At 39.5% G+C, this 23,900-nt stretch carries 23 protein-coding genes, 1 tRNA gene and 3 rRNA genes; 20 read left to right on the top strand and 7 right to left on the bottom strand.

Annotation, left to right across the window (positions count from 1 at the left end):
* Nucleotides 1–3: 3 nt before the first annotated feature.
* Together MLC52_RS12075 and MLC52_RS12070 are read left to right on the top strand one after the other, a co-directional pair.
* Nucleotides 4–801 carry a metal ABC transporter permease gene (locus MLC52_RS12075; RefSeq protein WP_151899268.1) on the top strand — a complete coding sequence of 266 codons (798 nt, stop codon included), beginning with the start codon at nt 4–6 and terminating at the stop codon, nt 799–801.
* Between the two features lie 10 nt (nt 802–811).
* On the top strand, nt 812–1,492 hold the full coding sequence (locus tag MLC52_RS12070) for a methyltransferase domain-containing protein (protein WP_434580644.1): 681 nt from the start codon (nt 812–814) through the stop codon (nt 1,490–1,492).
* On the opposite strand, the gene MLC52_RS12065 is transcribed toward MLC52_RS12070, so the two are convergent.
* Entirely contained in the window at nt 1,482–1,889 is a 408-nt protein-coding gene (locus MLC52_RS12065) for a thiamine-phosphate pyrophosphorylase (protein ID WP_188110004.1), read from the bottom strand. The genes MLC52_RS12070 and MLC52_RS12065 overlap by 11 nt on opposite strands.
* Nucleotides 1,879–2,577, bottom strand: a complete 699-nt coding sequence (locus MLC52_RS12060) for a Bax inhibitor-1/YccA family protein (protein ID WP_346389041.1) — start codon at nt 2,575–2,577, stop codon at nt 1,879–1,881. The genes MLC52_RS12065 and MLC52_RS12060 overlap by 11 nt, the downstream gene beginning before the upstream one ends.
* Before the next feature lie 579 nt (nt 2,578–3,156).
* Here MLC52_RS12060 and MLC52_RS12055 point away from each other — a divergent pair.
* The 5 genes from MLC52_RS12055 to MLC52_RS12035 all read left to right on the top strand — a co-directional run bounded on the left by MLC52_RS12055 (nt 3,157) and on the right by MLC52_RS12035 (nt 10,243).
* Nucleotides 3,157–4,677: ribosomal RNA gene (locus MLC52_RS12055) — 16S ribosomal RNA — on the top strand.
* Nucleotides 4,678–4,963: 286 nt separating this feature from the next.
* Nucleotides 4,964–5,040, top strand: a tRNA-Ile gene (locus tag MLC52_RS12050).
* 288 nt (nt 5,041–5,328) lie between these two features.
* Nucleotides 5,329–8,219 (top strand): 23S ribosomal RNA (locus MLC52_RS12045).
* 214 nt (nt 8,220–8,433) lie between these two features.
* A 5S ribosomal RNA gene (gene rrf / locus MLC52_RS12040) occupies nt 8,434–8,549 on the top strand.
* The 16S, 23S and 5S rRNA genes sit together here with 1 tRNA gene alongside, the layout of an rRNA operon.
* 422 nt (nt 8,550–8,971) lie before the next feature.
* Nucleotides 8,972–10,243: an OmpP1/FadL family transporter gene (locus MLC52_RS12035; RefSeq protein ID WP_434580643.1), complete on the top strand. Its 1,272-nt coding sequence runs from the start codon at nt 8,972–8,974 to the stop codon at nt 10,241–10,243.
* A gap of 311 nt (nt 10,244–10,554) precedes the next feature.
* Here MLC52_RS12035 and purM read toward each other — a convergent pair whose 3' ends face one another.
* Nucleotides 10,555–11,553: a phosphoribosylformylglycinamidine cyclo-ligase gene (gene purM, locus MLC52_RS12030; protein WP_434580642.1), complete on the bottom strand. Its 999-nt coding sequence runs from the start codon at nt 11,551–11,553 to the stop codon at nt 10,555–10,557.
* Complete coding sequence (locus tag MLC52_RS12025) at nt 11,553–11,753, bottom strand: YgaP family membrane protein (protein ID WP_151899275.1); 201 nt, start codon at nt 11,751–11,753, stop codon at nt 11,553–11,555. Before MLC52_RS12025 ends, purM begins: the two co-directional genes overlap by 1 nt.
* A gap of 122 nt (nt 11,754–11,875) precedes the next feature.
* On the opposite strand from MLC52_RS12025, the gene MLC52_RS12020 reads away from it, so the two are divergent.
* Genes MLC52_RS12020 through dapF form a run of 3 tightly spaced genes read left to right on the top strand, consistent with a single transcriptional unit; the run spans nt 11,876 to nt 13,778 of the window.
* Nucleotides 11,876–12,427 carry a spermidine synthase gene (locus MLC52_RS12020; RefSeq protein WP_151899276.1) on the top strand — a complete coding sequence of 184 codons (552 nt, stop codon included), beginning with the start codon at nt 11,876–11,878 and terminating at the stop codon, nt 12,425–12,427.
* Nucleotides 12,427–13,023, top strand: a complete 597-nt coding sequence (gene coaE, locus MLC52_RS12015; protein ID WP_151899277.1) for a dephospho-CoA kinase — start codon at nt 12,427–12,429, stop codon at nt 13,021–13,023. Before MLC52_RS12020 ends, coaE begins: the two co-directional genes overlap by 1 nt.
* Entirely contained in the window at nt 13,020–13,778 is a 759-nt protein-coding gene (gene dapF / locus MLC52_RS12010; RefSeq protein ID WP_151899278.1) for a diaminopimelate epimerase, read from the top strand. The genes coaE and dapF overlap by 4 nt, the downstream gene beginning before the upstream one ends.
* A 9-nt stretch (nt 13,779–13,787) precedes the next feature.
* On the opposite strand, the gene MLC52_RS12005 is transcribed toward dapF, so the two are convergent.
* The 3 genes from MLC52_RS12005 to rpsT form a co-directional block, all read right to left on the bottom strand.
* Nucleotides 13,788–13,976 (bottom strand): hypothetical protein, encoded by a 189-nt coding sequence (locus MLC52_RS12005; RefSeq protein ID WP_434580640.1) that lies wholly within the window; start codon nt 13,974–13,976, stop codon nt 13,788–13,790.
* Between the two features lie 91 nt (nt 13,977–14,067).
* A complete protein-coding gene (gene prfA, locus MLC52_RS12000) occupies nt 14,068–15,135 on the bottom strand; it encodes a peptide chain release factor 1 (protein ID WP_434580638.1) in 1,068 nt (355 codons plus the stop codon).
* 12 nt (nt 15,136–15,147) lie between these two features.
* The gene (rpsT, locus tag MLC52_RS11995; RefSeq protein ID WP_151899280.1) at nt 15,148–15,408 is read right to left on the bottom strand and encodes a 30S ribosomal protein S20; all 261 of its coding nucleotides are present in this window, start codon (nt 15,406–15,408) and stop codon (nt 15,148–15,150) included.
* 207 nt (nt 15,409–15,615) lie between these two features.
* Here rpsT and glmM point away from each other — a divergent pair, with 207 nt between their 5' ends.
* The 10 genes from glmM (at nt 15,616) to MLC52_RS11945 (ending at nt 23,898) form a co-directional block, all read left to right on the top strand.
* Complete coding sequence (gene glmM, locus MLC52_RS11990; RefSeq protein WP_434580636.1) at nt 15,616–16,956, top strand: phosphoglucosamine mutase; 1,341 nt, start codon at nt 15,616–15,618, stop codon at nt 16,954–16,956.
* On the top strand, nt 16,949–17,410 hold the full coding sequence (gene lspA / locus MLC52_RS11985; protein ID WP_418640814.1) for a signal peptidase II: 462 nt from the start codon (nt 16,949–16,951) through the stop codon (nt 17,408–17,410). Before glmM ends, lspA begins: the two co-directional genes overlap by 8 nt.
* A gap of 72 nt (nt 17,411–17,482) precedes the next feature.
* Nucleotides 17,483–18,781: a trigger factor gene (tig, locus tag MLC52_RS11980; protein WP_151899283.1), complete on the top strand. Its 1,299-nt coding sequence runs from the start codon at nt 17,483–17,485 to the stop codon at nt 18,779–18,781.
* Between the two features lie 3 nt (nt 18,782–18,784).
* Nucleotides 18,785–19,375 carry an ATP-dependent Clp endopeptidase proteolytic subunit ClpP gene (clpP, locus tag MLC52_RS11975; protein WP_151899284.1) on the top strand — a complete coding sequence of 197 codons (591 nt, stop codon included), beginning with the start codon at nt 18,785–18,787 and terminating at the stop codon, nt 19,373–19,375.
* A 9-nt stretch (nt 19,376–19,384) separates the two neighbouring features.
* A complete protein-coding gene (locus tag MLC52_RS11970; RefSeq protein ID WP_151899285.1) occupies nt 19,385–20,422 on the top strand; it encodes a GGDEF domain-containing protein in 1,038 nt (345 codons plus the stop codon).
* Nucleotides 20,423–20,445: 23 nt separating this feature from the next.
* Nucleotides 20,446–20,970 carry a peptide deformylase gene (gene def, locus MLC52_RS11965; protein ID WP_346389824.1) on the top strand — a complete coding sequence of 175 codons (525 nt, stop codon included), beginning with the start codon at nt 20,446–20,448 and terminating at the stop codon, nt 20,968–20,970.
* Nucleotides 20,971–21,047: 77 nt separating this feature from the next.
* Nucleotides 21,048–22,556: a YifB family Mg chelatase-like AAA ATPase gene (locus MLC52_RS11960; RefSeq protein WP_434580633.1), complete on the top strand. Its 1,509-nt coding sequence runs from the start codon at nt 21,048–21,050 to the stop codon at nt 22,554–22,556.
* A 101-nt stretch (nt 22,557–22,657) separates the two neighbouring features.
* The gene (locus MLC52_RS11955; RefSeq protein WP_151899288.1) at nt 22,658–22,909 is read left to right on the top strand and encodes a hypothetical protein; all 252 of its coding nucleotides are present in this window, start codon (nt 22,658–22,660) and stop codon (nt 22,907–22,909) included.
* A gap of 14 nt (nt 22,910–22,923) precedes the next feature.
* The gene (locus MLC52_RS11950; protein ID WP_434580631.1) at nt 22,924–23,589 is read left to right on the top strand and encodes a glucosaminidase domain-containing protein; all 666 of its coding nucleotides are present in this window, start codon (nt 22,924–22,926) and stop codon (nt 23,587–23,589) included.
* Between the two features lie 153 nt (nt 23,590–23,742).
* Nucleotides 23,743–23,898 (top strand): Fe-Mn family superoxide dismutase, encoded by a 156-nt coding sequence (locus MLC52_RS11945; protein WP_434581635.1) that lies wholly within the window; start codon nt 23,743–23,745, stop codon nt 23,896–23,898.
* Nucleotides 23,899–23,900: the final 2 nt, after the last annotated feature.

The raw sequence follows: 23,900 nt of genomic DNA, 5'->3' as shown, positions 1-23,900 counted from the left end.
CCTATGTTTGAAATGTTTGAATATGATTTTATGCAAAGAGCCTTTGTTGCAGGACTTTTTATAGCCGTGCTGGCTTCTGTAAGCGGAAATTTTGTAGTACTTCGCCGTTACTCTCTTATGAGTGAGACTCTGGCACATTCGGCGCTTGTCGGAGTTGCTGTAGGACTTGTGGCAGGATATAATCCTTTGTGGGTTGCTGTTGGTGTTGCGATTGCTTCTGCATGGTTGATAGAATATCTGCGAAGTGCATTTTCACTCTACAGCGATGCTATATTGGCTATAATCCTTTCAGGTTCACTGGCAATTGCTGTGATTATTGTCTCTTTGGGCGGTGCTTTTAACAATTCTCTTTTTTCTTATCTGTTTGGTTCTATTTTATCGGTGACAGATGAAGATGTAATGACAATAGTCACAGTAGGGAGTCTCTCTTTACTCTTTTTGCTGCTTTTCTCAAAAGAACTTTATTTTATTGCTTATGACGAAGAAGTAGCTCAAACAAGCGGTATCAAAGTAAAGTTTTTAAACTTTTTACTTGTTACCGTAGTGGCTGTTATTATTGCACTCTCGATTCGGGTTGTGGGGAGTCTGCTTATCGGAGCTTTGATGGTGATTCCGACTGTCGCTGCCTTGCAGTACCGAGTGGGCTTTAGAAGCACAATGCTTATTTCACTCTTTTTTGCCCTTTTCAGTGTTGTATTCGGCATGAGCCTTTCTTACTACTATTCTTTACCTTCCGGGGCTACTATAGTGCTTTCAATCATAGTTATTTTTATTGTTTCACTGATAATAAACAAGAAATGATAGAGAAGAGATGAAAATAAGTTCTGAATTTTCCAAGTATGCAATGCATTACGGTTCTTATAATGTTATTCAGCAAAAAGTGGCCGATAAGCTTCTCTCTCTGATCACCTCGCAGCCAAAAAATATTTTGGACCTTGGTTGCGGAAGCGGTACTTTGGCAAGAAAAATAAATTGGCAGTATGATAAACTGATGGCAGTTGATTTTGCTCCGGGAATGTTGGAGTTGCATCCAAAGTCTCAAAAGATAGAGTGCATTTACGGAAATTTTAATGATGTAAATCTTTTTGATCTTCTGAGAGAATACAGTTTTGATTATATTCTTTCCTCTTCTGCTTTACAATGGGCAGATGATATGGAAAAAACATTCCAGCAGTTGCAAGCTTTTCATACCCCTGTTGCGCTCGCAGTTTTTACCTCAAATACATTTAAAACATTACATGTAACAGCAGGATTGGAACCACTGCTTATAGATACATGTAAACTTGAAAAACTGCAAAAAAAATATTTTAATGCGAACTTTGAAGTAGTACGGTATAAGCTGGACTTTGATAATGTGAGAGATATGTTTCGTTATATAAAAAAGAGCGGAGTGAGTGCCTCCCGCAATGTTTTAAGCTACAAAGAGATGAAAAAACTGATGCAGGAGTATCCCTTAAGCTATTTGGAGTTTGAAGTCGCCTTTATCTATTGAGCATGACTTCTTTTTCTAAATTATACAGCTCATAACGCAGAGTTTTAAAGTTTTCGCTGTAGTCTATGTTGTCTAGCTTATACAACTCTTCTAAAACCCTGGCAGATTCCTGCGCGCGTTTAAAGTTGGCAGTCAGGATATCTTCAAGTGTGGAACGGTTTTGTTCACTTTTTGTAGAGGGTCGCAAGACATCATTTATACTGTCTCTGTTCTTGAGAAGCTCTTTTGTTTCTTGAATCTGTGCTTTGTGTCGGAGTGATTTGAGTCTGGAGGAGAGTTCTTTGTTGTTGTCTTTATATCGAAGTATATCTTCAACAACGCGTATGCCTTCTTTGAGACGGTTTATGTTGGCATCAATCACCCGAAAAAGCTCGGGTGAGAGAGTACTACTCTTCATTTCCAAAGATACCAAAAAGCTGCAGCAGTGCTATAAAGATGTTTAAAAAGTCCAAATAAAGCGCAATGGCACCGTCAATAGGCGTTTGATATGCTCCTTTCATGATATTTTGCGTATCATAAATTACCAGGATGCTAAAAAGTATGACTACTGCTCCGGCAATGATAATTTGGAACATCGGATTTCCAAGAAATATGTTTATTATTGAAAATCCGATGATTACAAAAAGAGCAATCATTAAAGGTTTTCCGTATCCTGTAAAATCCTTTGTGCTTTTTATAGCAAAAAAGCTCATTGCACCGAATACTACAGCTGTCATGGCAAAAGCATTACCTACTATCGCACCGCCGCCGTTCATTCCAAGTGTATAAGCCAATAATGGCGCTGTTGTCAGTCCTGTAACAAATACAAAAGCAAACATTACCAGCAGATTGATACCAGGTTTGTTTTTTACAAACTGCAAACCGATTAAAAGACCGATTTCCAAAAAGAAGAGCGGCCAGATCAAACCAGAAATGCTGGCAGCCAAAGGCACACCTACGTAAGCACCGGCTGCTCCTGCAAGCATTGATGCAGCGAAAAGCTTATATGTCTCTTTTACAAAAGAGACTATCTGCGCTTCGCTGCGACTCTCTACATGTGAAGCATAAGTATTACCTCTTGCATAATCACGATCATATAGTCCCATAGTTTTTTCCTTTTTCAATATCTATCCATAAGATATTTTTTTATTTAGTGAATTCTATAGATAAAAAGTTAATGGAAGGCAACATAAGAGAAGAAGAATGCTTACACTATAGTATATATTAGTGAATAAGCTATGCTAAAATAAGCAAAACTAATTCTAAATGAAACAGACCAAAAAGAAATTTAAAATTTCTCTCAAATACTATTGACATTAAAGTCGAAATCCCCTATAATTCCCATCCACAAACAGAGAGACCTTGTTTAAAAGGCCTGAAGAGACTTCGAGTAGAAGCTTTTAAAAATGTTTGAGATCATTGAAAACTAAGCAAGTAAGAGACTTTTTAACTTTAGAGTTAAAGAGATAAATTACTTAGAAATAACTAATAAACAACAACCGTCTATTCTATTTTGAAATCCATACAGGTTTACCTGTATGGTTCCCTTAATAGTAATAGATAACTATACAGTCTAGTAATAGAACCTTAAGCAGTTTTATTAAGACTTAAAATAACAAAGCCAATGATTTAATAATCTTGGGCAAAAGATCAGTAATAAGTTTACTTATCTTTCTGTAATAACAATTATGGAGAGTTTGATCCTGGCTCAGAATGAACGCTGGCGGCGTGCTTAACACATGCAAGTCGAACGGTAACAGATGGTAGCTTGCTACTATGCTGACGAGTGGCGCACGGGTGAGTAATATATAGATAATGTGCCCCTTGGACCGGGATAGCCATTGGAAACGATGATTAATACCGGATACTCCTTCTTATCACAAGATAAGTCGGGAAATGGATTCCGCCAAGGGATCGGTCTATATCCCATCAGCTAGTTGGTAGTGTAAGAGACTACCAAGGCTATGACGGGTAGCGGGTTTGAGAGGATGATCCGCCACACTGGTACTGAGACACGGACCAGACTCCTACGGGAGGCAGCAGTGAGGAATATTGCACAATGGGGGAAACCCTGATGCAGCAACGCCGCGTGGAGGATGACGCATTTCGGTGTGTAAACTCCTTTTATATGTCAAGAAAATGACGGTAGCATATGAATAAGCACCGGCTAACTCCGTGCCAGCAGCCGCGGTAATACGGAGGGTGCAAGCGTTATTCGGAATCACTGGGCGTAAAGGACGCGTAGGCGGGTTGGCAAGTCAGATGTGAAATCCTACAGCTTAACTGTAGAACTGCATTTGAAACTGCCGACCTAGAGTATGGGAGGGGGAGATGGAATTAGTGGTGTAGGGGTAAAATCCGTAGATATCACTAGGAATACCGAAAGCGAAGGCGATCTCCTGGAACATAACTGACGCTAAGGCGTGAAAGCGTGGGGAGCAAACAGGATTAGATACCCTGGTAGTCCACGCCCTAAACGATGTTCACTAGTCGTCGCTCTGCTAGTCAGGGCGGTGATGCACTTAACAGATTAAGTGAACCGCCTGGGGAGTACGGTCGCAAGATTAAAACTCAAAGGAATAGACGGGGACCCGCACAAGTGGTGGAGCATGTGGTTTAATTCGAAGATACGCGAAGAACCTTACCTAGCCTTGACATTGAGAGAACCTGCCAGAGATGGCGGGGTGCCCTTTTGGGAGCTTGAAAACAGGTGCTGCACGGCTGTCGTCAGCTCGTGTCGTGAGATGTTGGGTTAAGTCCCGCAACGAGCGCAACCCTCGTCCTTAGTTGCTAGCAGGTTAAGCTGAGCACTCTAAGGAGACTGCCTTCGTAAGGAGGAGGAAGGTGAGGACGACGTCAAGTCATCATGGCCCTTATGGCTAGGGCTACACACGTGCTACAATGGGGCGTACAGAGTGTTGCGATACCGCGAGGTGGAGCTAATCACTTAAAGCGTCTCTCAGTTCGGATTGGAGTCTGCAACTCGACTCCATGAAGCTGGAATCACTAGTAATCGTAGATCAGCAATGCTACGGTGAATACGTTCCCGGGTCTTGTACTCACCGCCCGTCACACCATGGGAGTTGATTTCACCCGAAATCGGGAAGCCAACCTTCGGGGGGCTACCGCTTACGGTGGAATTAGCGACTGGGGTGAAGTCGTAACAAGGTAACCGTAGGAGAACCTGCGGTTGGATCACCTCCTTTCTAGAGTAAAGAGCACTCATTCGATTGAGTGGCTCAACACAAGAAAATCTCACACGAGAAATAGTTTATTGGTTGTTTCAAAAGTTAACTTACTTGCTTAGTTTTCAGTGATCTGTGTTCATTTGAATTACGATTATGTCAAAGGTGTAACCTTGAGAGGGCTTTGCTTTCTGAGGGATTTTAGCTTTAGTCAAGGAAGGTTCTTTGCTGAAGGCGGAGCGTACAAACTGTACGTGACAACTGAAGTAAAGGTTCTGACGCAGAATAAAGTTAAAAGCACCAGAAAGGGCCTATAGCTCAGCTGGTTAGAGTGCACCCCTGATAAGGGTGAGGTCCCAGGTTCAAGTCCTGGTAGGCCCACCATTTCTTAGCGATTTGCACTTAAAAAAGAAACTCACATACTAAAGTATGCTTCGCTTCTTTTTTAAGCACAACTCATCTAAGAAACAAGTTTCTAAATTAAATATAAGTTCTTAAAGTCATAAGAATTTATATTTGGTTTAAAAACCAAACGATCATTAAATTACAATTGTTAAAGTCAACAACTTTAATTATAGAGATATAATTAAAAACTAAATAACTACAATAACAGATCATTCATCTTGTTTAATGTATTCATACATTAAATAAGGTAGTGAACGCAACATAGAATAAAAAGATATTAAGGGCCATAGGTGGATGCCTTGGCTAGTAGAGGCGATGAAAGACGTACTAGGCTGCGAAAAGTCTCGGGGAGCTGCCAAGAAGCTTTGATCCGGGAATTTCTGAATGGGGCGACCCAGCACGGAGCGATTCGTGTTACCACCTTCGGGTGGGGCGAACCTAGGGAAGTGAAACATCTCAGTACCTAGAGGAAGAGAAATCAAACGAGATTCCGAGAGTAGCGGCGAGCGAAATTGGAATAGGGCGCATACATTTAGCATATTTGTTAGCAGAACATTCTGGAAAGGATGAGCATAGAGGGTGATACTCCCGTAAGCGAAAACATTTATGTGGAACTAAGGTATGGAACGAGTAGGTCGGGACACGTGTTATCTTGACTGAATATGGGGGGACCACCCTCCAACCCTAAATACTACTACTAGACCGATAGCGAACAAGTACCGTGAGGGAAAGGTGAAAAGGACCGCGGTGAGCGGAGTGAAATAGAACCTGAAACCTATGGCTTACAATCATTCGGAGCACTATTAAATAAGTGTGACGGACTGCCTTTTGCATAATGAGCCTGCGAGTTGTGGTATCTGGCAAGGTTAATCGAACGAGAAGCCGTAGCGAAAGCGAGTCTTAATAGGGCGACATAGTCAGATGCTGCAGACCCGAAACTGAGTGATCTATCCATGAGCAGGTTGAAGCTGGTGTAAGAGCCAGTGGAGGACCGAACCCGTAGAAGTTGAAAATTCTTGGGATGACTTGTGGATAGGGGTGAAAGGCCAATCAAACTCAGTGATAGCTGGTTCTCTCCGAAATATATTTAGGTATAGCCTCGAGCATTAGCGTATAGGGGTAGAGCACTGACAGGGCTAGGGCTGCTTACCGCGGTACCAAACCCTATCAAACTCCGAATACTATACGTGTAACCTCGGGAGTCAGGCGTAGGGTGATAAAATCCTATGTCGAGAGGGGAACAACCCAGACTAACAGCTAAGGTCCCAAAGTTTTATCTAAGTGGAAAAGGATGTGGAGTTGCTGTGACAACCAGGAGGTTGGCTTAGAAGCAGCCATCCTTTAAAGAAAGCGTAACAGCTCACTGGTCTAGCGATTCTGCGCCGAAAATATAACGGGGCTAAGATAAACACCGAAGCTTTAGATTTACAGTTTACTGTAGAGTGGTAGGAGAGCGTTCCATTCAGCGCTGAAGGTATACCGGTAAGGAGTACTGGAGCGGATGGAAGTGAGCATGCAGGCATGAGTAGCGAGAAAAGAAGTGAGAATCTTCTTCGCCGTAAACCCAAGGTTTCCTACGCGATGCTCGTCATCGTAGGGTTAGTCGGGACCTAAGTCGAGTCGAAAGGGGTAACGATGGCAAATCGGTTAATATTCCGATACCGACATTACATCGTTTGAGTGATGGGGGGACGCATAGAGTTAAAGGGGGTCACTGATGGAATAGTGGCTCGAAGGACGTAGGTCGACGAGTAGGCAAATCCGCTCGTCAAGCGACCGAGATCTGACAGGCTGGTCAATCTTTTCGGAGAGCGACCAGAACCCTTGATACTGTCGTGCCGAGAAAAGCCTCTAAACGAGATGTAATGTTGCCCGTACCGTAAACCGACACAGGTGGGTGAGATGAGTATTCTAAGGCGCGTGGATGAACCCTTGTTAAGGAACTCTGCAAACTAGCACCGTATCTTCGGTATAAGGTGTGCCCTAAGTGTTATGGGATTTACTCCCAGAAGCACTGACGGGTCGCAGCAAAGAGTCCCTCCCGACTGTTTACCAAAAACACAGCACTCTGCTAACACGTAAGTGGATGTATAGGGTGTGACGCCTGCCCGGTGCTCGAAGGTTAAAAGGATTCTTAGCTTCGGCGAAGGCATGAATTGAAGCCCGAGTAAACGGCGGCCGTAACTATAACGGTCCTAAGGTAGCGAAATTCCTTGTCGGTTAAATACCGACCTGCATGAATGGCGTAACGAGATGGGAGCTGTCTCAACAAGGGATCCAGTGAAATTGTAGTGGAGGTGAAAATTCCTCCTACCCGCGGAAAGACGGAAAGACCCCGTGCACCTTTACTATAGCTTGACACTGCTATTGGGATATTCATGTGCAGGATAGGTGGGAGCCGTTGAATCCAGGACGCCAGTTCTGGAGGAGGCATCCTTGAGATACCACCCTTGAATATTCTGATAGCTAACTCCGTACGATTATCTCGTGCGAGGACAATGTCTGGTGGGTAGTTTGACTGGGGCGGTCGCCTCCTAAAAAGTAACGGAGGCTTACAAAGTTCGGCTCAGAAGGGTTGGAAATCCTTCGTAGAGTATAATGGCATAAGCCGGACTGACTGTGAGACATACAAGTCGAGCAGAGTCGAAAGACGGTCATAGTGATCCGGTGGTTCTGTGTGGAAGGGCCATCGCTCAAAGGATAAAAGGTACGCCGGGGATAACAGGCTGATCTCCCCCAAGAGCTCACATCGACGGGGAGGTTTGGCACCTCGATGTCGGCTCATCGCATCCTGGGGCTGGAGCAGGTCCCAAGGGTATGGCTGTTCGCCATTTAAAGCGGTACGCGAGCTGGGTTCAGAACGTCGTGAGACAGTTCGGTCCCTATCTTCCGTGGGCGTAGGAACGTTGAGGAGAGCTGACCCTAGTACGAGAGGACCGGGTTGGACGTGCCACTGGTGCACCAGTTGTCCTGCCAAGGGCATAGCTGGGTAGCTACGCACGGATGAGATAACCGCTGAAAGCATCTAAGCGGGAAGCCAACTCCAAGATGAACGTTCCCTGAAGTACGCTTGAAGACTACAAGCTTGATAGGCTGGATGTGTACGCACAGCAATGTGTTTAGCTGACCAGTACTAATAGTACGTTTGTCTTTTTATCAAGTTCTTAAATGAACACAATTGCTTCACTACCTTATTTAGTGTATATATACTAATAAGAGATATGTTAGTAGTTATTTGGAACCGGTACTTTAGTGCCGGCTGTTGTTGATTTTACCAATTCTAACTTAATGAGTAATCATTAACTCACTCAACTGGTCCTTGTAAGATCAGATATAAATACATCAGTCAGATGTCTTTATATCTGATCTTGTCTAGGTGGCTATAGAGAGAGGGAAACGCCTGGCCCCATTCCGAACCCAGAAGCTAAGCCTCTCATCGCTGATAATACTGCAGGTTTCACTTGTGGGAATGTAGGTCGCTGCCTAGTTGATCAGATTTTCTTCCTAACTTTCAATCTTTATAAAATTTTTCTCTGCTATATTTCTATTTACTTTATTTTTACATTTCTTTTGTACAATACTTATATATTTTAATATGTGATAAAAATGTTACAAATATACACATTGTTATTTTTTTATCACATATCTACATTTTCATCTTTTTTATCATATAGTGATATTTACTATTAATACAGCTGATATTTTCTCTATTTCTTCCATTTTTATAATATTTTATTATGTTCCTCAGTGATTTTTGTTATACAATGAACTATAATGATTTAATCTATAAGTTTTTATGATACTTATGTTTCTCTTCTTAAGATGCAATTAATTTTTTATCCCATATAATACTTTCAGTCGAAATAGCTTTGGCTATCTCAAAAATTTGACATACTCTTAAGGAGAGAAAATGAAAAAAACAATTAAATTAGCAGTAGTAGCTGCATTAGCTTTAGGTGCAACGTCTGCATTTGCAACAAACGGATCTACATTAATAGGTCTTGGTGCAAAATCAAGAGGTATGGCTGGAACTGCAATTGGTATTGGTCACGGGGCTGAATCTGCATTAGCAAATCCGGCTTTAATTACAACTATTAAAAAAGATCATGAGATTAGTTTTGGTGGCACACTTTTTATGCCAAATGTTAAAACTGATGGTGGTAGCAACGGTACAAATTGGGCAGAGAGCGATGCTAATATGAATATGATTCCTGAAGTTTCTTTGGCAACAAAAGTAAATGATAATTTTTACTGGGGTATCGGTATGTGGGGGACTGCCGGTATGGGTGTTGATTATAGAGATTCGACAAATCCTGGAACTATGAATATGGTTACAAATCTTCAAATTATGCAGTTTGGGGTACCTTTAGCATATACTACAGCTGGTTTTACAGTAGCGATAGCTCCGATTCTTCAATATGGAGCATTAGATATTAACTACAATACAGTTGATACATCAAATAATCCACTTGAAGTGGGCGAGGGTGTTGCACAAGATTTAGCTTTTGGTTATACATTAGGACTTTCATATCAAATGGAAGGGTTAACTATAGGTGCTGTTTATAAAGCAGAAATTGAGATGGACTATAAAGGTCAACTGAGTTCAGCCACACAGCCATTTGTTAATTTTGGAATTTTTCCAGCTGCTATGAAAGATAAGCTTTCAACTCCAGCAGAAATGGGTGTGGGTGTAAGTTATGCTATGGGTGAACATACAGTTGCAATTGATTATAAGCAAATTAAATGGTCAACTGCATCTGGATATGAAGATTTTGGATGGGATGATCAAAATGTAATTGCTCTTGGTTATGAATATTCTACTAAAGGTTGGGCAGTTCGTCTTGGATATAACTATGCAAGTAATCCAATAAAAGATGCGGGTGCTATGACGGTTGCACAAGCTGGTGCTGCAGCTGGTGGACCAGCTATCTATCCATATCTTGGTGGAAATGCGCTTAACACATTTAACTTGTTAGGCTTTCCTGCAACAACAGAATCTCATATTGCTGTTGGTGGATCATATAATGTAAGTGACACGACATCAGTTGATCTGGCATATACTTATGCGCCAGAAACAGAAACAACATTGTTAACTATGCCTTCGGCTACAGGCCAGGATGTTAAAACAACTGTTAAGCACTCACAAACTGCTTTAACTGTGCAGTTAACTTATGCTTTTTAAGAGTTAGAAAATTCTCCTTTCTTTATAATGTCGCCTTTTGGCGGCATTCTCTTTAACTTTCACACTTTTTTCAAAGGTAGAGTTTATTTGATTTTATTATAATATTATCTTTTAATGGGGTTGTATAATTCTTTGAGATAAGCACTCAACCTAAAATTTCATACTATTTAGATAAACGTTTTTTTGGAACCCATACTTGAGTGTGTGGTAAAAGTGACAGAAAAAAGTTGCAGCAGTCGGCACTTATGTGCCGATTCCGAAGGATGTAGAGTTTCATTGATATATACCATATCTAATTTTAATAAAAAAAGCTATACAAGCTTAGCTTCGCGTTTGCCCTCTTTTATCTCCCCGATCAGGTAAGATCCCTCGGCAGATGCCAAGACTTTCTCAACATTTGCTTCTTCAACGACAAGTATCATTCCGACACCCATATTAAATGCTCGAAACATCTCATCACGAGCTACATGCTCGCTCATAAGTTCAAAGATAGGAAGAACCCTGATAGCATCTTCTTTTACTTCTGCCATTAAGTTTTCAGGCAGTACACGTGGAAGGTTTTCTACAATGCCGCCACCTGTGATGTGTGCCATAGCTACTATCTCGTTTTTAAGTGCTTTGAATGTTTTGACATAGATATTTGTCGGCTCCAAGAGAGTTTCTATCAGCGGTTTACCATGAAAGTCGTCATCAAAGTTGAGTTTCATTTTTTCAAAGAGCACTTTTCTTGCAAGAGAAAAACCGTTTGAATGCAGTCCGGAACTTGGAAGTGCTATAAGTTTGTGTCCTGCACGAACCAAGCTTACTCTGTCCATTTCAGATTTTTCTGCAACACCGACTGCAAAACCGGCAAGGTCATAGTCATCTTCGGAGTACATTCCCGGCATTTCAGCTGTTTCTCCTCCAATAAGTGCACATTCACTGCGGATACATCCCTCTGCTATGCCTGCAACGACATTGGTTGCTACATTTACATCGAGTTTTCCGGTTGCATAGTAATCAAGAAAGAAACTCGGAGTTCCAAAGTTACAGATTAAATCATTAACACACATTGCAACCAAATCAATACCTACAGTATTGTGAATACCGCTGTCAATGGCAAGTTTGAGTTTTGTGCCGACACCGTCGGTTGCCGCAAGCATGACAGGCTCTTTAAAACCTTTTGGCAATTCAAAGGCACCGGCAAATGAGCCGATGCCTCCAAGGACTCCGGGAACTTTTGTACTTTTGACAAGAGGTTTTATATTTTCTACAAAACTGTTTCCTGCATCTATATCTACACCCGCGTCTTTATACGAAATTTGACTCATTATTTTGACTCCGAATCTTGTGGTAAATCACATTTTTTTGAAATGATACAAAGTGGACAGAAGTTAGTCAAGCCCGCAATGAGAGGAATAAGTCCAAGATAGAACCATACTATGCCTGTGATTAAGCCTGCAATAATGAGAGCAAGACCAAGTGCAATGCGAAACACTCTGCAAAACTTTCTAATTTTGTTATAATCCATTTTATACCTTTAAGTTTTTATAAATATTATGTAATTATAGCGATATTAAGTAAAATTAATCCAAATATGCTAAAATCGCTTTTAATTAATCTACGGGCAAAGCCCATAACAGGAATTTAAGAATGAAAGATTTTATATATAACGAAATGATGGTGCATGTGCCATTGTGTACACATAAAGAGCCAAACAATGTTTTAATCATCAGTTCAAACTCGGCAGGCTTTGTGCAAGAGATACAAAAATATAAATATGATGATATTAATTGTGATGTAATTTCAGCAGATATAAATTTGCTTCGTGAGGTTGCCGATGACAAATATGATGTAGTGATCTCAGAACTTGAGACAGATGCTGCAGTTTTAGCGCATTTTAATCGTGTGTTAAACGAAGAGGGACTTTTGGTAACAGCGCACCCTTCTTTGGATGATGTACCTGAAAACAAAAGAATTATGCAAATTTTAGGCAAATATGCAAAAATCATTATGCCATATAACCTAGGTAATGGAAAAACAGCTCTTTTGGCATCAAAAGAGTATCATCCAACAGCAGATATAATTTTACAAAGAACAGATTTGCTTGACGGTTTAGAATATTACAACTGTGATATTCATCCTGCTGCTTTTGCTACCGGAAACAATGTGAGAAAAGAGTATCTGGGCATTATTAAAAACTAATGGCTTATGAGTATGCTATTGCACTGACAGGCGGCATTGCTACTGGAAAAAGTACAGTAGCCTCACTGTTGGCACTGAACGGAATGCGGGTTATTGATGCAGATACGATTTCACATGAAATTCTCGATGACTCTGTAGAATGGGTGATAGAAACTTTTGGAAGTAAGTATGTAAACGGTACAAAAGTAGACAGAACAAAGTTAGGAAGTTATATTTTTTCTCATCCTGCCGCGAAAAAAACACTTGAAGCGTATCTGCATCCTAAAATACAGGCTGAAATAGAAAAACGCAGTGAAAAGCAGGATAAATTTCAATTCCCCTATCTTATAGATATCCCGCTTTTTTTTGAAAATTCCAATTATGATATAAAAGAGAGTGTTGTAGTCTATACTCCTGAAGATATTCAACTTGAGCGTTTTATGAAACGTAACGGTTACTCAGAAGAGGAGTCTTTGAAGCGAATTGCTTCACAAATGCCGATTGATAAGAAAAAAAACAAAGCGACATGGATTATAGACAATTCAAAAAATCTCAAACATCTGCAAAATGAGGTAGAGCAATTTGTAGAGAAGATAAAGGAGATATACAAAAAATGAAAATAAGCAAATACAGTGCAAACGGAAATGATTTTGTAATATTTCATGATGATAAAAAACAAGAGCGCAACGAGCTTGCAAAAGTCTTATGCCATCGTCAAGAGGGCATCGGAGCAGACGGACTGATAGTCATCGTGCCTCATGAAAAGTATGATTTTGAATGGGAGTTTTATAATTCTGACGGAAGTCATGCGGATATGTGCGGAAATGGCAGTCGGGCATGTGCACATTATGCGTACAATCATAACCTTGCACCTGCAAAAATGCAGTTTATGACAGGAGCCGGTGTTATTGGCGCAGAAGTCGAAGAAAATACTCCCAAAAATGCTATGGTGACAAGCGAACTGACAGCTCCTGAGATTCTTGAAACCGGTATAGAATTTGGCGGGCACTCCTGGTGGCTGATAAATACAGGTGTGCCGCATTTGGTACGATATACCGACTCTATAGAAGATTTTGACACAGAAGAGGCAAGAGAACTTCGCTATGTTTATAATGCAAATGTCAATATTATGCATGTAGAAAGCGGCAATTTGAGAGTCCGTACTTATGAACGCGGTGTGGAAGATGAAACATTGGCCTGTGGGACAGGAATGGCTGCCTGCTTTTACAGAGCTTACAAAGAGGGCAAAGTCAAAAACAATATTGAGGTTTATCCGACAAGTGGCGATACACTCTATTTGGGTGTAAATGAAAAAACGATTACTTTTAAGGGGCGTGTGAAAAAAACTTTTGAAACAGAGTGGGAAGTTTAGATTGCTAGGTTACATGTAAAGCTTATAAGCTTGAGGCTTTAGCATAGAACGTACGGGTTCCGAGGGAGCGTTGAGCTTTACATGTATATTTTTAGGAATCGGTACTTCAGTGCCGACTGCTGCAACTTTTCTGCCACTTTCAGCCCAGACTGAAGTCTGGGTTCCGAAAAAGTTGATGAAACTTAACGGAATAAGCATTGAATTCTGGGTTTCGGTACCTGCATCGGCTTTACATGTAAGCTTGTAAAGATATTTGCAAGCTTTAATAACGAAGTTAAAGCAAAGCCCTTTAGAGCCCTGCAGCCTCTACAATTTTTGCCTGATGGTCTGCAATAAGCGGCTCGATGATTTCATCAAGCAGTCCGCCGCTCATAATTTCATTGAGTCTGTAAAGTGTCAAGTTGATTCTGTGATCACTGATACGGTTCTGCGGATAGTTATATGTTCTGATTCTTCCGCTTCTGTCGCCTGTTCCGACTTGTGTAGCACGAGCCTCACTGTCTTTTGCCTGCGCTTCTTGCATCTCAAGGTCATAAAGTCTTGCTTTTAAGACTTTCATCGCTTTTTCTCTGTTTTTATGCTGTGATTTCTGATCCTGATTAGTGACAACCAGACCTGTAGGCAGGTGAGTAATGCGAACAGCCGAGTCGGTAGTGTTGACAGACTGCCCTCCACAACCTGATGAACGCATTACATCAATTTTTAAATCATTCTCGTTAATCTCAATTTCGACATCATCAACCTCAGGCATAACTGCAACTGTGATTGCAGAGGTGTGTACCCGGCCCTGACTTTCTGTCTGAGGCACGCGTTGCACCCTGTGTGTACCGCCTTCGTATTTCAACCTGCTGTAAACCTGTTCCCCTTTTATAAGTGCTATAACCTCTTTGTATCCGCCTGCATCTGAAGGAGAAGTGCTCATCAGTTCTATTTTCCAGCCTTTTAAATCTGCATAGCGCGTATAGGCATCAAACAGGTCTCCGACAAAGATTGCCGCTTCATCTCCACCGGCACCGGCACGAAGTTCTACAATGATATTTCTGTCATCATTGGGATCTTTTGGAAGAAGGAGCATTTTTATCTCTTCTTCCAAAACGGAAACCTGAGGTTCAAGTTCTTTAAGTTCTTCTTTTGCCATATCACCCATTTCCGGGTCTGAGAGCATCTCTTTTGAGTCACTGATTTCTTCTAAAAGTGCTTTGTACTCTTTTGTCTTTTCAACGATCGGTAAAAGGGAAGACTGTTCTTTGGAAAGTTCTGTCATCCGTTTGATGTCAGAGGTGATGTCAGGTGAACTTAGCAATTCGCTAAGTTCGTTATAGCGGTTGATAAACGGTGTAAGTTTATCTGCTAACATTTGTTGCTAGCCTTATATTGCGTTTACAGATTTGTGTAGACGGCTTACTTTTCTTGCAGCAGTCTCTTTTTTCAAGATACCTTTGCTTACAAATTTGTGAATTTGCTGGTTTGCAACTTTAAATGCTGCCTGTGCTTCTTCTTTGTTACCAGCTTCAACTGCTGAACTAACTGCTTTTACGATATTTTTAAGACGAGTTCTATAGAAACGATTACGTTCGGTACGAACGAGTGTCTGGCGAATTCTCTTAATTGATGACTTGTGATTTGCCATTTAATGAGTCCTTTTTGGAATTTAAGTGCGAAATATTACCTTAAAAATAATTAAAATTAAGTTAAAGGGTGGTAAAATACTTGAAATTGTCCTGAATGTTTACTTTCAAGCTTCAAAAAAAGAGAGCGAATCCTCCCTTTGGTCTGAGTCTCTTTTTTTAAATCTTGCAAGTAAACCGGCAAATCGAATATTTTGAGTGGAGTGAATATGAAATTATTTGGCACAGACGGCGTACGAGGCGAGGCAGGTTCTTTTTTAAGTGCTCCGGTTGCTATGAAGGTTGCTATGGCTGCGGGGATTTATTTGAAATCGTCGGCAGTTACAAATAAAATACTTGTAGGAAAAGATACACGCAGAAGCGGCTACATGATAGAGAATGCTATTGTAAGCGGATTGACGGCTATTGGGTATGATGTCATTCAGGTTGGTCCTATGCCTACACCGGCCATAGCATACATTACAGAAAATATGCGCTGTGATGCGGGGATTATGATTTCTGCTTCACATAATTCTTATGAAGATAACGGGATTAAGTTTTTTAACGCCCACGGGGATAAATTTTCAAGTGAGACAGAAAAAGAGATAGAAAATATATATTTTAACGATGCACTTCTTAATAACTCCCAGGTTACAGGCAAGGCAATAGGAAAAGCAAAACGTATTGATGATGTGATAGGGCGATATATAGTACAGCTTAAGAACTCTTTTCCTGTGCATATGACACTGCAGGGAATGCGTATAGTGCTTGACACGGCAAACGGTGCAGCTTATAAAGTAGGCCCGACTGTTTTGGAAGAACTTGGTGCCGAAGTGATTGTACTGCATGACAAACCAAACGGTTTCAACATTAACGAAGACTGCGGTGCTTTGCATACAAAAGATTTATGCAAGAGTGTTGTCAGATATAGAGCCGATCTGGGAATAGCACTTGACGGTGATGCTGACAGACTTGTTGTTGTAGATGAAACTGGAGAAGCAGTAGATGGTGACCATCTTCTGGGTGCACTTGGCGTTTACCTACATAAGCAAAACAAGCTCAAAGGCGGAGGAATCGTAACGACTGTCATGAGTAATCAGGGGCTTGAAGATTACATGTCAGAAAATGGTTTGAAACTTTTTCGATCAGATGTCGGAGACAAACATGTTTTGGCAATTATGAAAAAGCAGGACATTAACTTTGGCGGGGAACAAAGTGGGCATATTATATTTAGTGATTTTGCAAAAACCGGAGATGGACTTGTAGCAACACTTCAGCTACTTGCCTTATTGAATGATAAAAAGAAAAAAGCTTCAGAGCTTTTACGACCATTTCCTTTATATCCGCAAAAACTTGTGAACTTACATGTAAAGAGAAAAAAGCCTTTAAGTGAAATTACTTCTCTGGATGAAAAGTTGCATGCTTTAGAGAAGAAAGGAATACGGCATTTGATCCGCTACTCAGGGACAGAAAACAAACTGCGTGTTCTTTTGGAGTGTAAAGAAGCTGATATCATGAATGAAAAAATGAATGAAATCGTAGAATTCTTTAAAAAAGCGCTCAATGAATAACAGTAATAAAATGTTACGCCTTTCAGCGATATTGCTCTTTAGTATCGCAGGTGTATTTATCATCGATCAAAATATTAAAAGTCTCTTTGTTGAGGGCTTTCGTTATTATACAGAGTGTATAGATCTGATACTTGTTTACAACAAGGGTGTTGCATTTTCAATGTTTGCATTTTTGAATGAGTATTTAAAGTATATTCAGCTTTTGCTTGTAAGTGGTGTTTTGATATATGTACTGTACCTCAAAAAGCTATGTTACGCTTTACCGGTGGGAATACTTCTTGGAGGGGCGTTTTCCAATATTTATGACAGGTTTGTTCATGAGGGCGTTGTAGATATGGTCTACTGGCATTGCGGATTTGATTTTGCTGTTTTTAATTTTGCAGATGTGATGATAGATTTTGCCGTTTTATGGCTGCTTATTTTAAATTTCAAACCAAATTTATGCAAAAATTAATCGCAAAAAAAGCACATTTTTGGTATGATTGTCCAAAATAATGGTGTATACAATACAGATAAAAGGAAATTGATGGAAATCAAAGCAAACAAAATTAATGGTGCAAATGCTCAAATTGAAGCAACAATCTCAAGAGATGAGGTGAATGAAAAGATAGAAAAAATTGCGAAACAACTCTCTAAAACTGCGAATGTTCAAGGTTTCCGTAAAGGGAAAGTTCCTGTTGCTATTATCAAAAAGCAATATGGTGAAAAACTTGTTGAAGATGCTGAAGCAGAAGCACTTCGTGAAGTTCTTGCAAAAGGCTTGACAGAGTTAAACATTGACAGTGCATCTTTGATTGGTGAGCCGACTATTTCTAAATTTGAGAAAAGTGATGATAAAATAGAGGTAGCCGTAAAAATAGCTATGCGTCCTGAAATAAATTTAGAGAATGTAAAATCTTTTGTTCCTGATTTTGAAAAACCTGAAGTGACAGATGAAGAGGTTGAAGAGAGAATTAAGGAAATCGCTGAAAATCAAGCGCCTTTGGTTGACATCAAGCGTAACCGCAAAATGAAAGAGGGTGATACTGCTGTTATTGACTTTGAAGGTTTTATAGACGGAAAAGCTTTTGAAGGCGGTGCTGCAGAGAATTTTGAGCTTAAACTTGGTTCGGGACAGTTTATCCCAGGATTTGAAGATCAGTTGATTGGCGTAAAAAGAGATGAAGAAGTTACAATCAATGTGACTTTTCCTGAAAACTACGGTTCAGACACACTTGCAGGAAAAGATGCCGAATTTAAAGTAAAAGTAAACGGTATTAAAGTAAAAGACGAGGTTGTTATAGACGATGAGCTTGCAAAAAAACTGCTTCCTGGTGAAGAAGATGCAACTTTGGAAAAACTTAAAGAAGAAGTAAAAAAAGCACTTGAGCAGGAAAAACTTGCAAAACTCTACAATGAAGAGCTAAAACCGAAACTTTTAGAGACGCTGGTTGAAAAAATTGATTTTGATTTACCGGAGTTTGTCGTAGATCAGGAAATTGATATGGCTGTTAACAAAAAAGCATCGCAAATGAGTGAAGATGAAATCAAAGAGCTTAAAGAAAACCCTGAAAAGCTAGAAGAACTTCGTGAAAGCTTTCGCGATGATGCAGTAAAAAGTGTAAAAGCTACATTTATTATAGATGCCTTAGCGCAAGAGATGGGTATAAAAGTAGAAGAGCAGGAAGTGATGCAGACTATCTACTATGAAGCAATGCAAATGGGTCAAGATCCGCAAAAGGCATATGAGCATTATAAAGAGGCAGGGTATCTTCCGGCAATTCAAATGTCAATGGTAGAAGACAAAGTGTTAACTGCTCTCTTGAATGAAAAGTCAGAAGCGTAAGCCATGAGCTATATTCCTTATGTAGTGGAAAAAACAGGACGCGGTGAGCGTTCTTATGATATTTTTTCCCGTCTTTTAAAAGACAGAATTGTGATGCTCAGCGGAGAGGTAAATGATGCTGTGGCATCTACTATAGTTGCACAGTTTTTGTTTCTTGAAGCAGAAGATCCCGAAAAAGATATCTATTTTTATATTAACTCTCCCGGCGGAGTTGTAACTGCGGGAATGGCTATTTTTGATACGATGAACTATATTCGTCCTCATGTTGCTACGATTTGTATCGGTCAGGCTGCATCTATGGGTGCATTTTTGCTTTCAAGCGGTGAAAAAGGCAAACGCTATGCATTGCCTCATGCGAGAATAATGATACATCAGCCTTTAGGCGGTGCACAGGGTCAGGCAACTGATATCGCAATTCAGGCAGAAGAGATTCTTCGCATGAAAAAAGAACTCAATGCAATATTGGCAGAAAATACCGGGCAAAGCATTGAAACAGTTGAAAAAGATACAGATCGTGACAACTTTATGAGTGCTGCAGAAGCAAAAGATTATGGCATGATTGATGAAGTGTTAGTTAAGAACGACAAAGAGTAGGGAGAAAATATGGCAGGTGGATTAAAATCAAAAGTACAGAAAAACTCTAATGCAAAGACAACTGTCATAAAAAAACTGGATCTAGAGAGTTCTTCGAGTGATATTGAAATTTATGCAAAAGAGGTTTTAAATGCACTTATTGCAGACAATTTACCGCCTACTCCCAATAACTTTTCACTCTATTTTGACAGACTTTTGGAAGATAAAAGCGAAAATCTTCGGAAGCAGATACACTCTATTTTGGAACTTGAAGAGAACAATGATGATGAAAATACTATTGTTTTGGAACAAAATCTTAAACAGGGATTTAGTTCCATCAAGCATATTCTTACGGTAACAGCCAACCTGTACAAAAATATGTCTTTAATGATAAAAATTTTAGAAAAAAGAAAAAAAGAGCTCAGTAATGTACCTAGTGAAAAAGAGGCTGTGAATATAATTGGTATTTTAGAGGGGGATGTTTCCAAACTGAATTCTATTTTGAAAACACAAAGCTCTCAAATGAAAACAATCTATGATGATACAGCTAAAATTGTTAAAAATGTTGAGAATGAGACAATATTTGACAATCAATTCGGAGTCTATAACAAACGTTATCTGCTTACAAAAATTGAGCAGGAAATTGGGCTTATTAAAGAGTTTAATCATAAAAGTTCTCTTATTATGATAGAACTTTCTCGTGAGCTCAAGAAAAGCGTCAACAATGATAAGGCGGTTTTACTGATGACCAGAACAATTGCAAGACTGCTTTTAAAAACTTCAAGACGAAGCGACATTGTGGCACATTACGGGAATGGCGTCTTTGCAATGCTGCTGAAGCATACAGATATAGAGAGTGCCCAAAAGGCAAGTGAGCGACTAAGTGATTTGGTTTCAAACTCTAATTTCTTTTTGGCAGACAGAGAAATTCATCTAAAAATTTCTATCGGTGTGACAGATGTAAATCCTGAAAATTCTGTTGAAGAGATTGTAGTCAGTGCAATGGACGGTATCCAAAAAGCGTATGAAGATAAAAACAGTGATTATGCTGTCTCATTGAGATCATAAAAAGCAGGAAAATTTTTTAAGAGATGAAGTTAACTATAGTAGAATATCCGGATAAAAAACTAAGAGAAAAATCTTGCGAAGTCAAAGAGTTTGATGATTCTTTGCATGAATTGCTCGATGCCATGAACCCTTTGATGATAAGCACAAACGGTATAGGCCTTGCAGCGATTCAGGTTGGACATCCGATTCGGGCTCTTATTTTAAATATTCCTGATGAAGATGGAGAGCAGCCTCCTGAAAACCTGCTTGAAATTATCAATCCGGTTATGACGCATAAAAGCGGAGAAACAACCTATCAAGAGGGTTGCTTGAGTGTTCCCCAGTTTTATGAAGATATTAAACGATATGAAAATATTATTATAAATTATCAAGACAGATACGGGAACACAAAAACACTCGAAGCAGATGGGCTTTTGGCTATAGCTATTCAGCATGAGATGGATCACCTTGAAGGTATTTTATTTATAGACAAACTCTCCTATGCAAGACGAAAGAAGTTTGAAAAAGAGTATAAAAAAATGCAAAAAGAGAAAAAAAACAACAAATAAAATGACAATTTGTCATATTATGCCTTACATGTAAAGCATTCAGCTAAGATAGAAGCAACTAGAGGAAGGTTGATTCAATGAAAAAAGTTCGCTGTGCAACATATGAGGGAATAGATGCCAAAGTCGTTGATGTGGAATCAACTTTGACGAAAGGGCTGCCGTCCTTTTCTATAGTAGGAATGGCATCGACTGCTATTACAGAATCAAAAGAGCGGGTAAAATCTGCACTCCTGAGCAATGATTTTTCTTTTCCTCCCAAGAGAATTACTTTTCTTCTGGCTCCGTCTGAACTTGCAAAATCGGGTTCACAGTTCGATTTGAGTATGGCTTTGCTCATACTTTTGAATGAGAGTGATGCAGACTTGAACGGCTGGTTTGTCTTTGGTGAACTGGGGCTGGACGGAAGTGTAAAAGAAAATATTCAGCTCTATCCTTTAATTCTTTCTTTGGCAAATCAGGGGCTTATATCGCAAGCTGTTGTGCCGTACGAATCACTGCAAAAGCTGTCAAAAATTCCAAATGTTTCATTTTACGGAGTTAAAAGTGTCAATGAGGCTGTCAGTCTTTTGAAAAATCAGGAGACTGCAACGCCAAATATAGAACAAAGTGAAATTGGCTATCCGTATTATCAGTTAGAGGGACAAAGGTATTATTATACAAAAGAGTATACAGAAGATTTTATCGATGTCAAAGGACAAGAAATTGCCAAAAGAGCGGCTTTAATAGCCGCGGCAGGGTTTCATAATATTATTTTTGAAGGCAGTCCCGGGTGCGGGAAGAGTATGATTGCAAACAGACTCCGTTATATTCTTCCGCCCATGACAGAGAGTGAAATCCTGGATGTTGCCAAGCTTGAAGTTTTAGAGGGATATGAACCGGAATTCAAACCTCATAGAACACTGAAAAATCCACATCACAGTTCTACACCGGCAAGTATTTTTGGCGGTGGCAGTCATAAGGCAAAAATAGGAGAGGTAGGGCTTGCAAACAACGGTATACTGTTTTTTGATGAATTACCGCATTTTTCAAAAGCTGTTTTGGAATCACTCAGAGAACCAATGCAGGATGCAAAAATAAGAATTTCAAGAGTCAATTCAAAGGTAGAATATCCGGCTAAGTTTTTGTTTGTAGGTGCTATGAATCCTTGCCCGTGCGGAAATTTATTAGATTCACACAAAGAGTGCAGGTGCAGTGATCTGGAAATACAAAAATACAAAAACCGTCTCTCTGAACCATTTTTAGACAGAATAGATTTAAATGTGGTGATGCAAAATGTAAATGTCAATGATTGTCCAAGTTTTTCATCAAAAGAAATGCACAAAACGGTTATTGAAGCACATATATTTTGCCAAAAACGTGGACAAAAAGTATTTAATGCACATCTGTCAGATAAAGATATGGAGAGATTTTGCAAGATGGATAATACATCCAATACAATACTTCAGACTGCCATAGAAAGGTTTGCTTTGTCATTTCGAAGTATAAAAAAAATTCAAAAAGTTGCTCGGACAATAGCAGATTTGTCTCAATCGGTTCTGATTAAAAAAGAACATATGCTTGAGGCTCTTTCATACAGAAGAAGGTAGGTTAGTAAAAGATATTTATATATCTTTTACTTTCATTCAGTTACAATGGTTGGGATTGGTATTGTATATAGTGCGCTTAAAATGAAGAGGAGAAAAGAAATATGCATGACAGAAGAAAAAAATCAAAAATATTACCGATCTTTTTTTTATTTTTGCAGATAACTGCATTTTTCTTTGCAAGCTGTTTCTTTTATCAGTTGGCAGTTATTATGGGGGTATCGGCTAATATTACAGTACTGATTATAGCAATTGCCAGTGTATATGCCATAATAAAATTTTTTGCCAGGTATTTTGAAATTAAAAATCGGATAAAATATATGGACTATGAATATTTCGGAAAAAAAGAGAAGTGATAAAATTTGTTTTTATGTTGTGTATAAGCCCATCTCTGCTTGTTTTGAGTGATGAGCGTCTCATTATTAAAAAGAGCAAGAAGAGAGCAGCTACACATCAGCTGTCTGTAAAAGAGAAAAAAAAGAGATTTTTGATGTTGCTGGTTCCTGTTATTCGTAAAGTACATAATGAACTGATGCAAAGATATAAAAGAATTGCAAAAGATATCGCGAATAAAGAAAACAGAGAAGAGATTGAGTTCTTGAAAAAAAAATATAAGGCGACAAGTGATGAGGATTTGTTGGCACGTTTGAAACCGCATCCTGTAAGCATTGTATTGGCTCAGGCTGCTATGGAGAGTTCATGGGCTACTTCGAGATTTTTTAAAGAGGCAAACAATGTTTTTGGAATGTGGAGTTCCCATTTAAATGAAAAACGTATTGCCGCAGGTAGAAAAAGAGGTGGTACACAGACGATATGGCTAAGAAAATTTGATACACTGGAAGACGCTATACGTGCCTATTTTGAGATGATTGCAACAGGAAAGGCATATCACAGGCTTCGTCAACTGCGTTTAGAGTATGATGATCCTTATAAAATAACACAGGGTCTGGATAAGTATTCTGAAATGGGAGAGGATTATATAAAGGTGTTAAACCAGGTGATTAAGTTTAATCATTTAACAAAATATGACCGCTAAAGTATTATTTTTGGGAGCTGCTGGGTTACGGAACAAATTTTATGGCAAAGAATAAAATGATAGGGGTCTATTTAAAATAATTTTAGTTTTTTGGTTGCAGTAGTTTGTTAAGCAGTGGAATAGTTGAGATGATTTTTACATCATGAAACGCCTCTGTTTACATGTGATGTCTGGGAACATGCCTATTATCTTGATTACAAAAATGAAAGAGCAAAATATCTGGATGCTTTTTGGGCACATATTAACTGGGACAATGCTTCAAAAGTATTTGCAGATAAAGAGCAGAAGAAAGAAGAAATAGGTCCCTGATT

The organism is Sulfurimonas sp. NW15 (assembly GCF_051132285.1).
Classification (GTDB): domain Bacteria; phylum Campylobacterota; class Campylobacteria; order Campylobacterales; family Sulfurimonadaceae; genus Sulfurimonas; species Sulfurimonas hydrogeniphila.
This window is presented reverse-complemented; position numbering and strand designations above follow the sequence as displayed.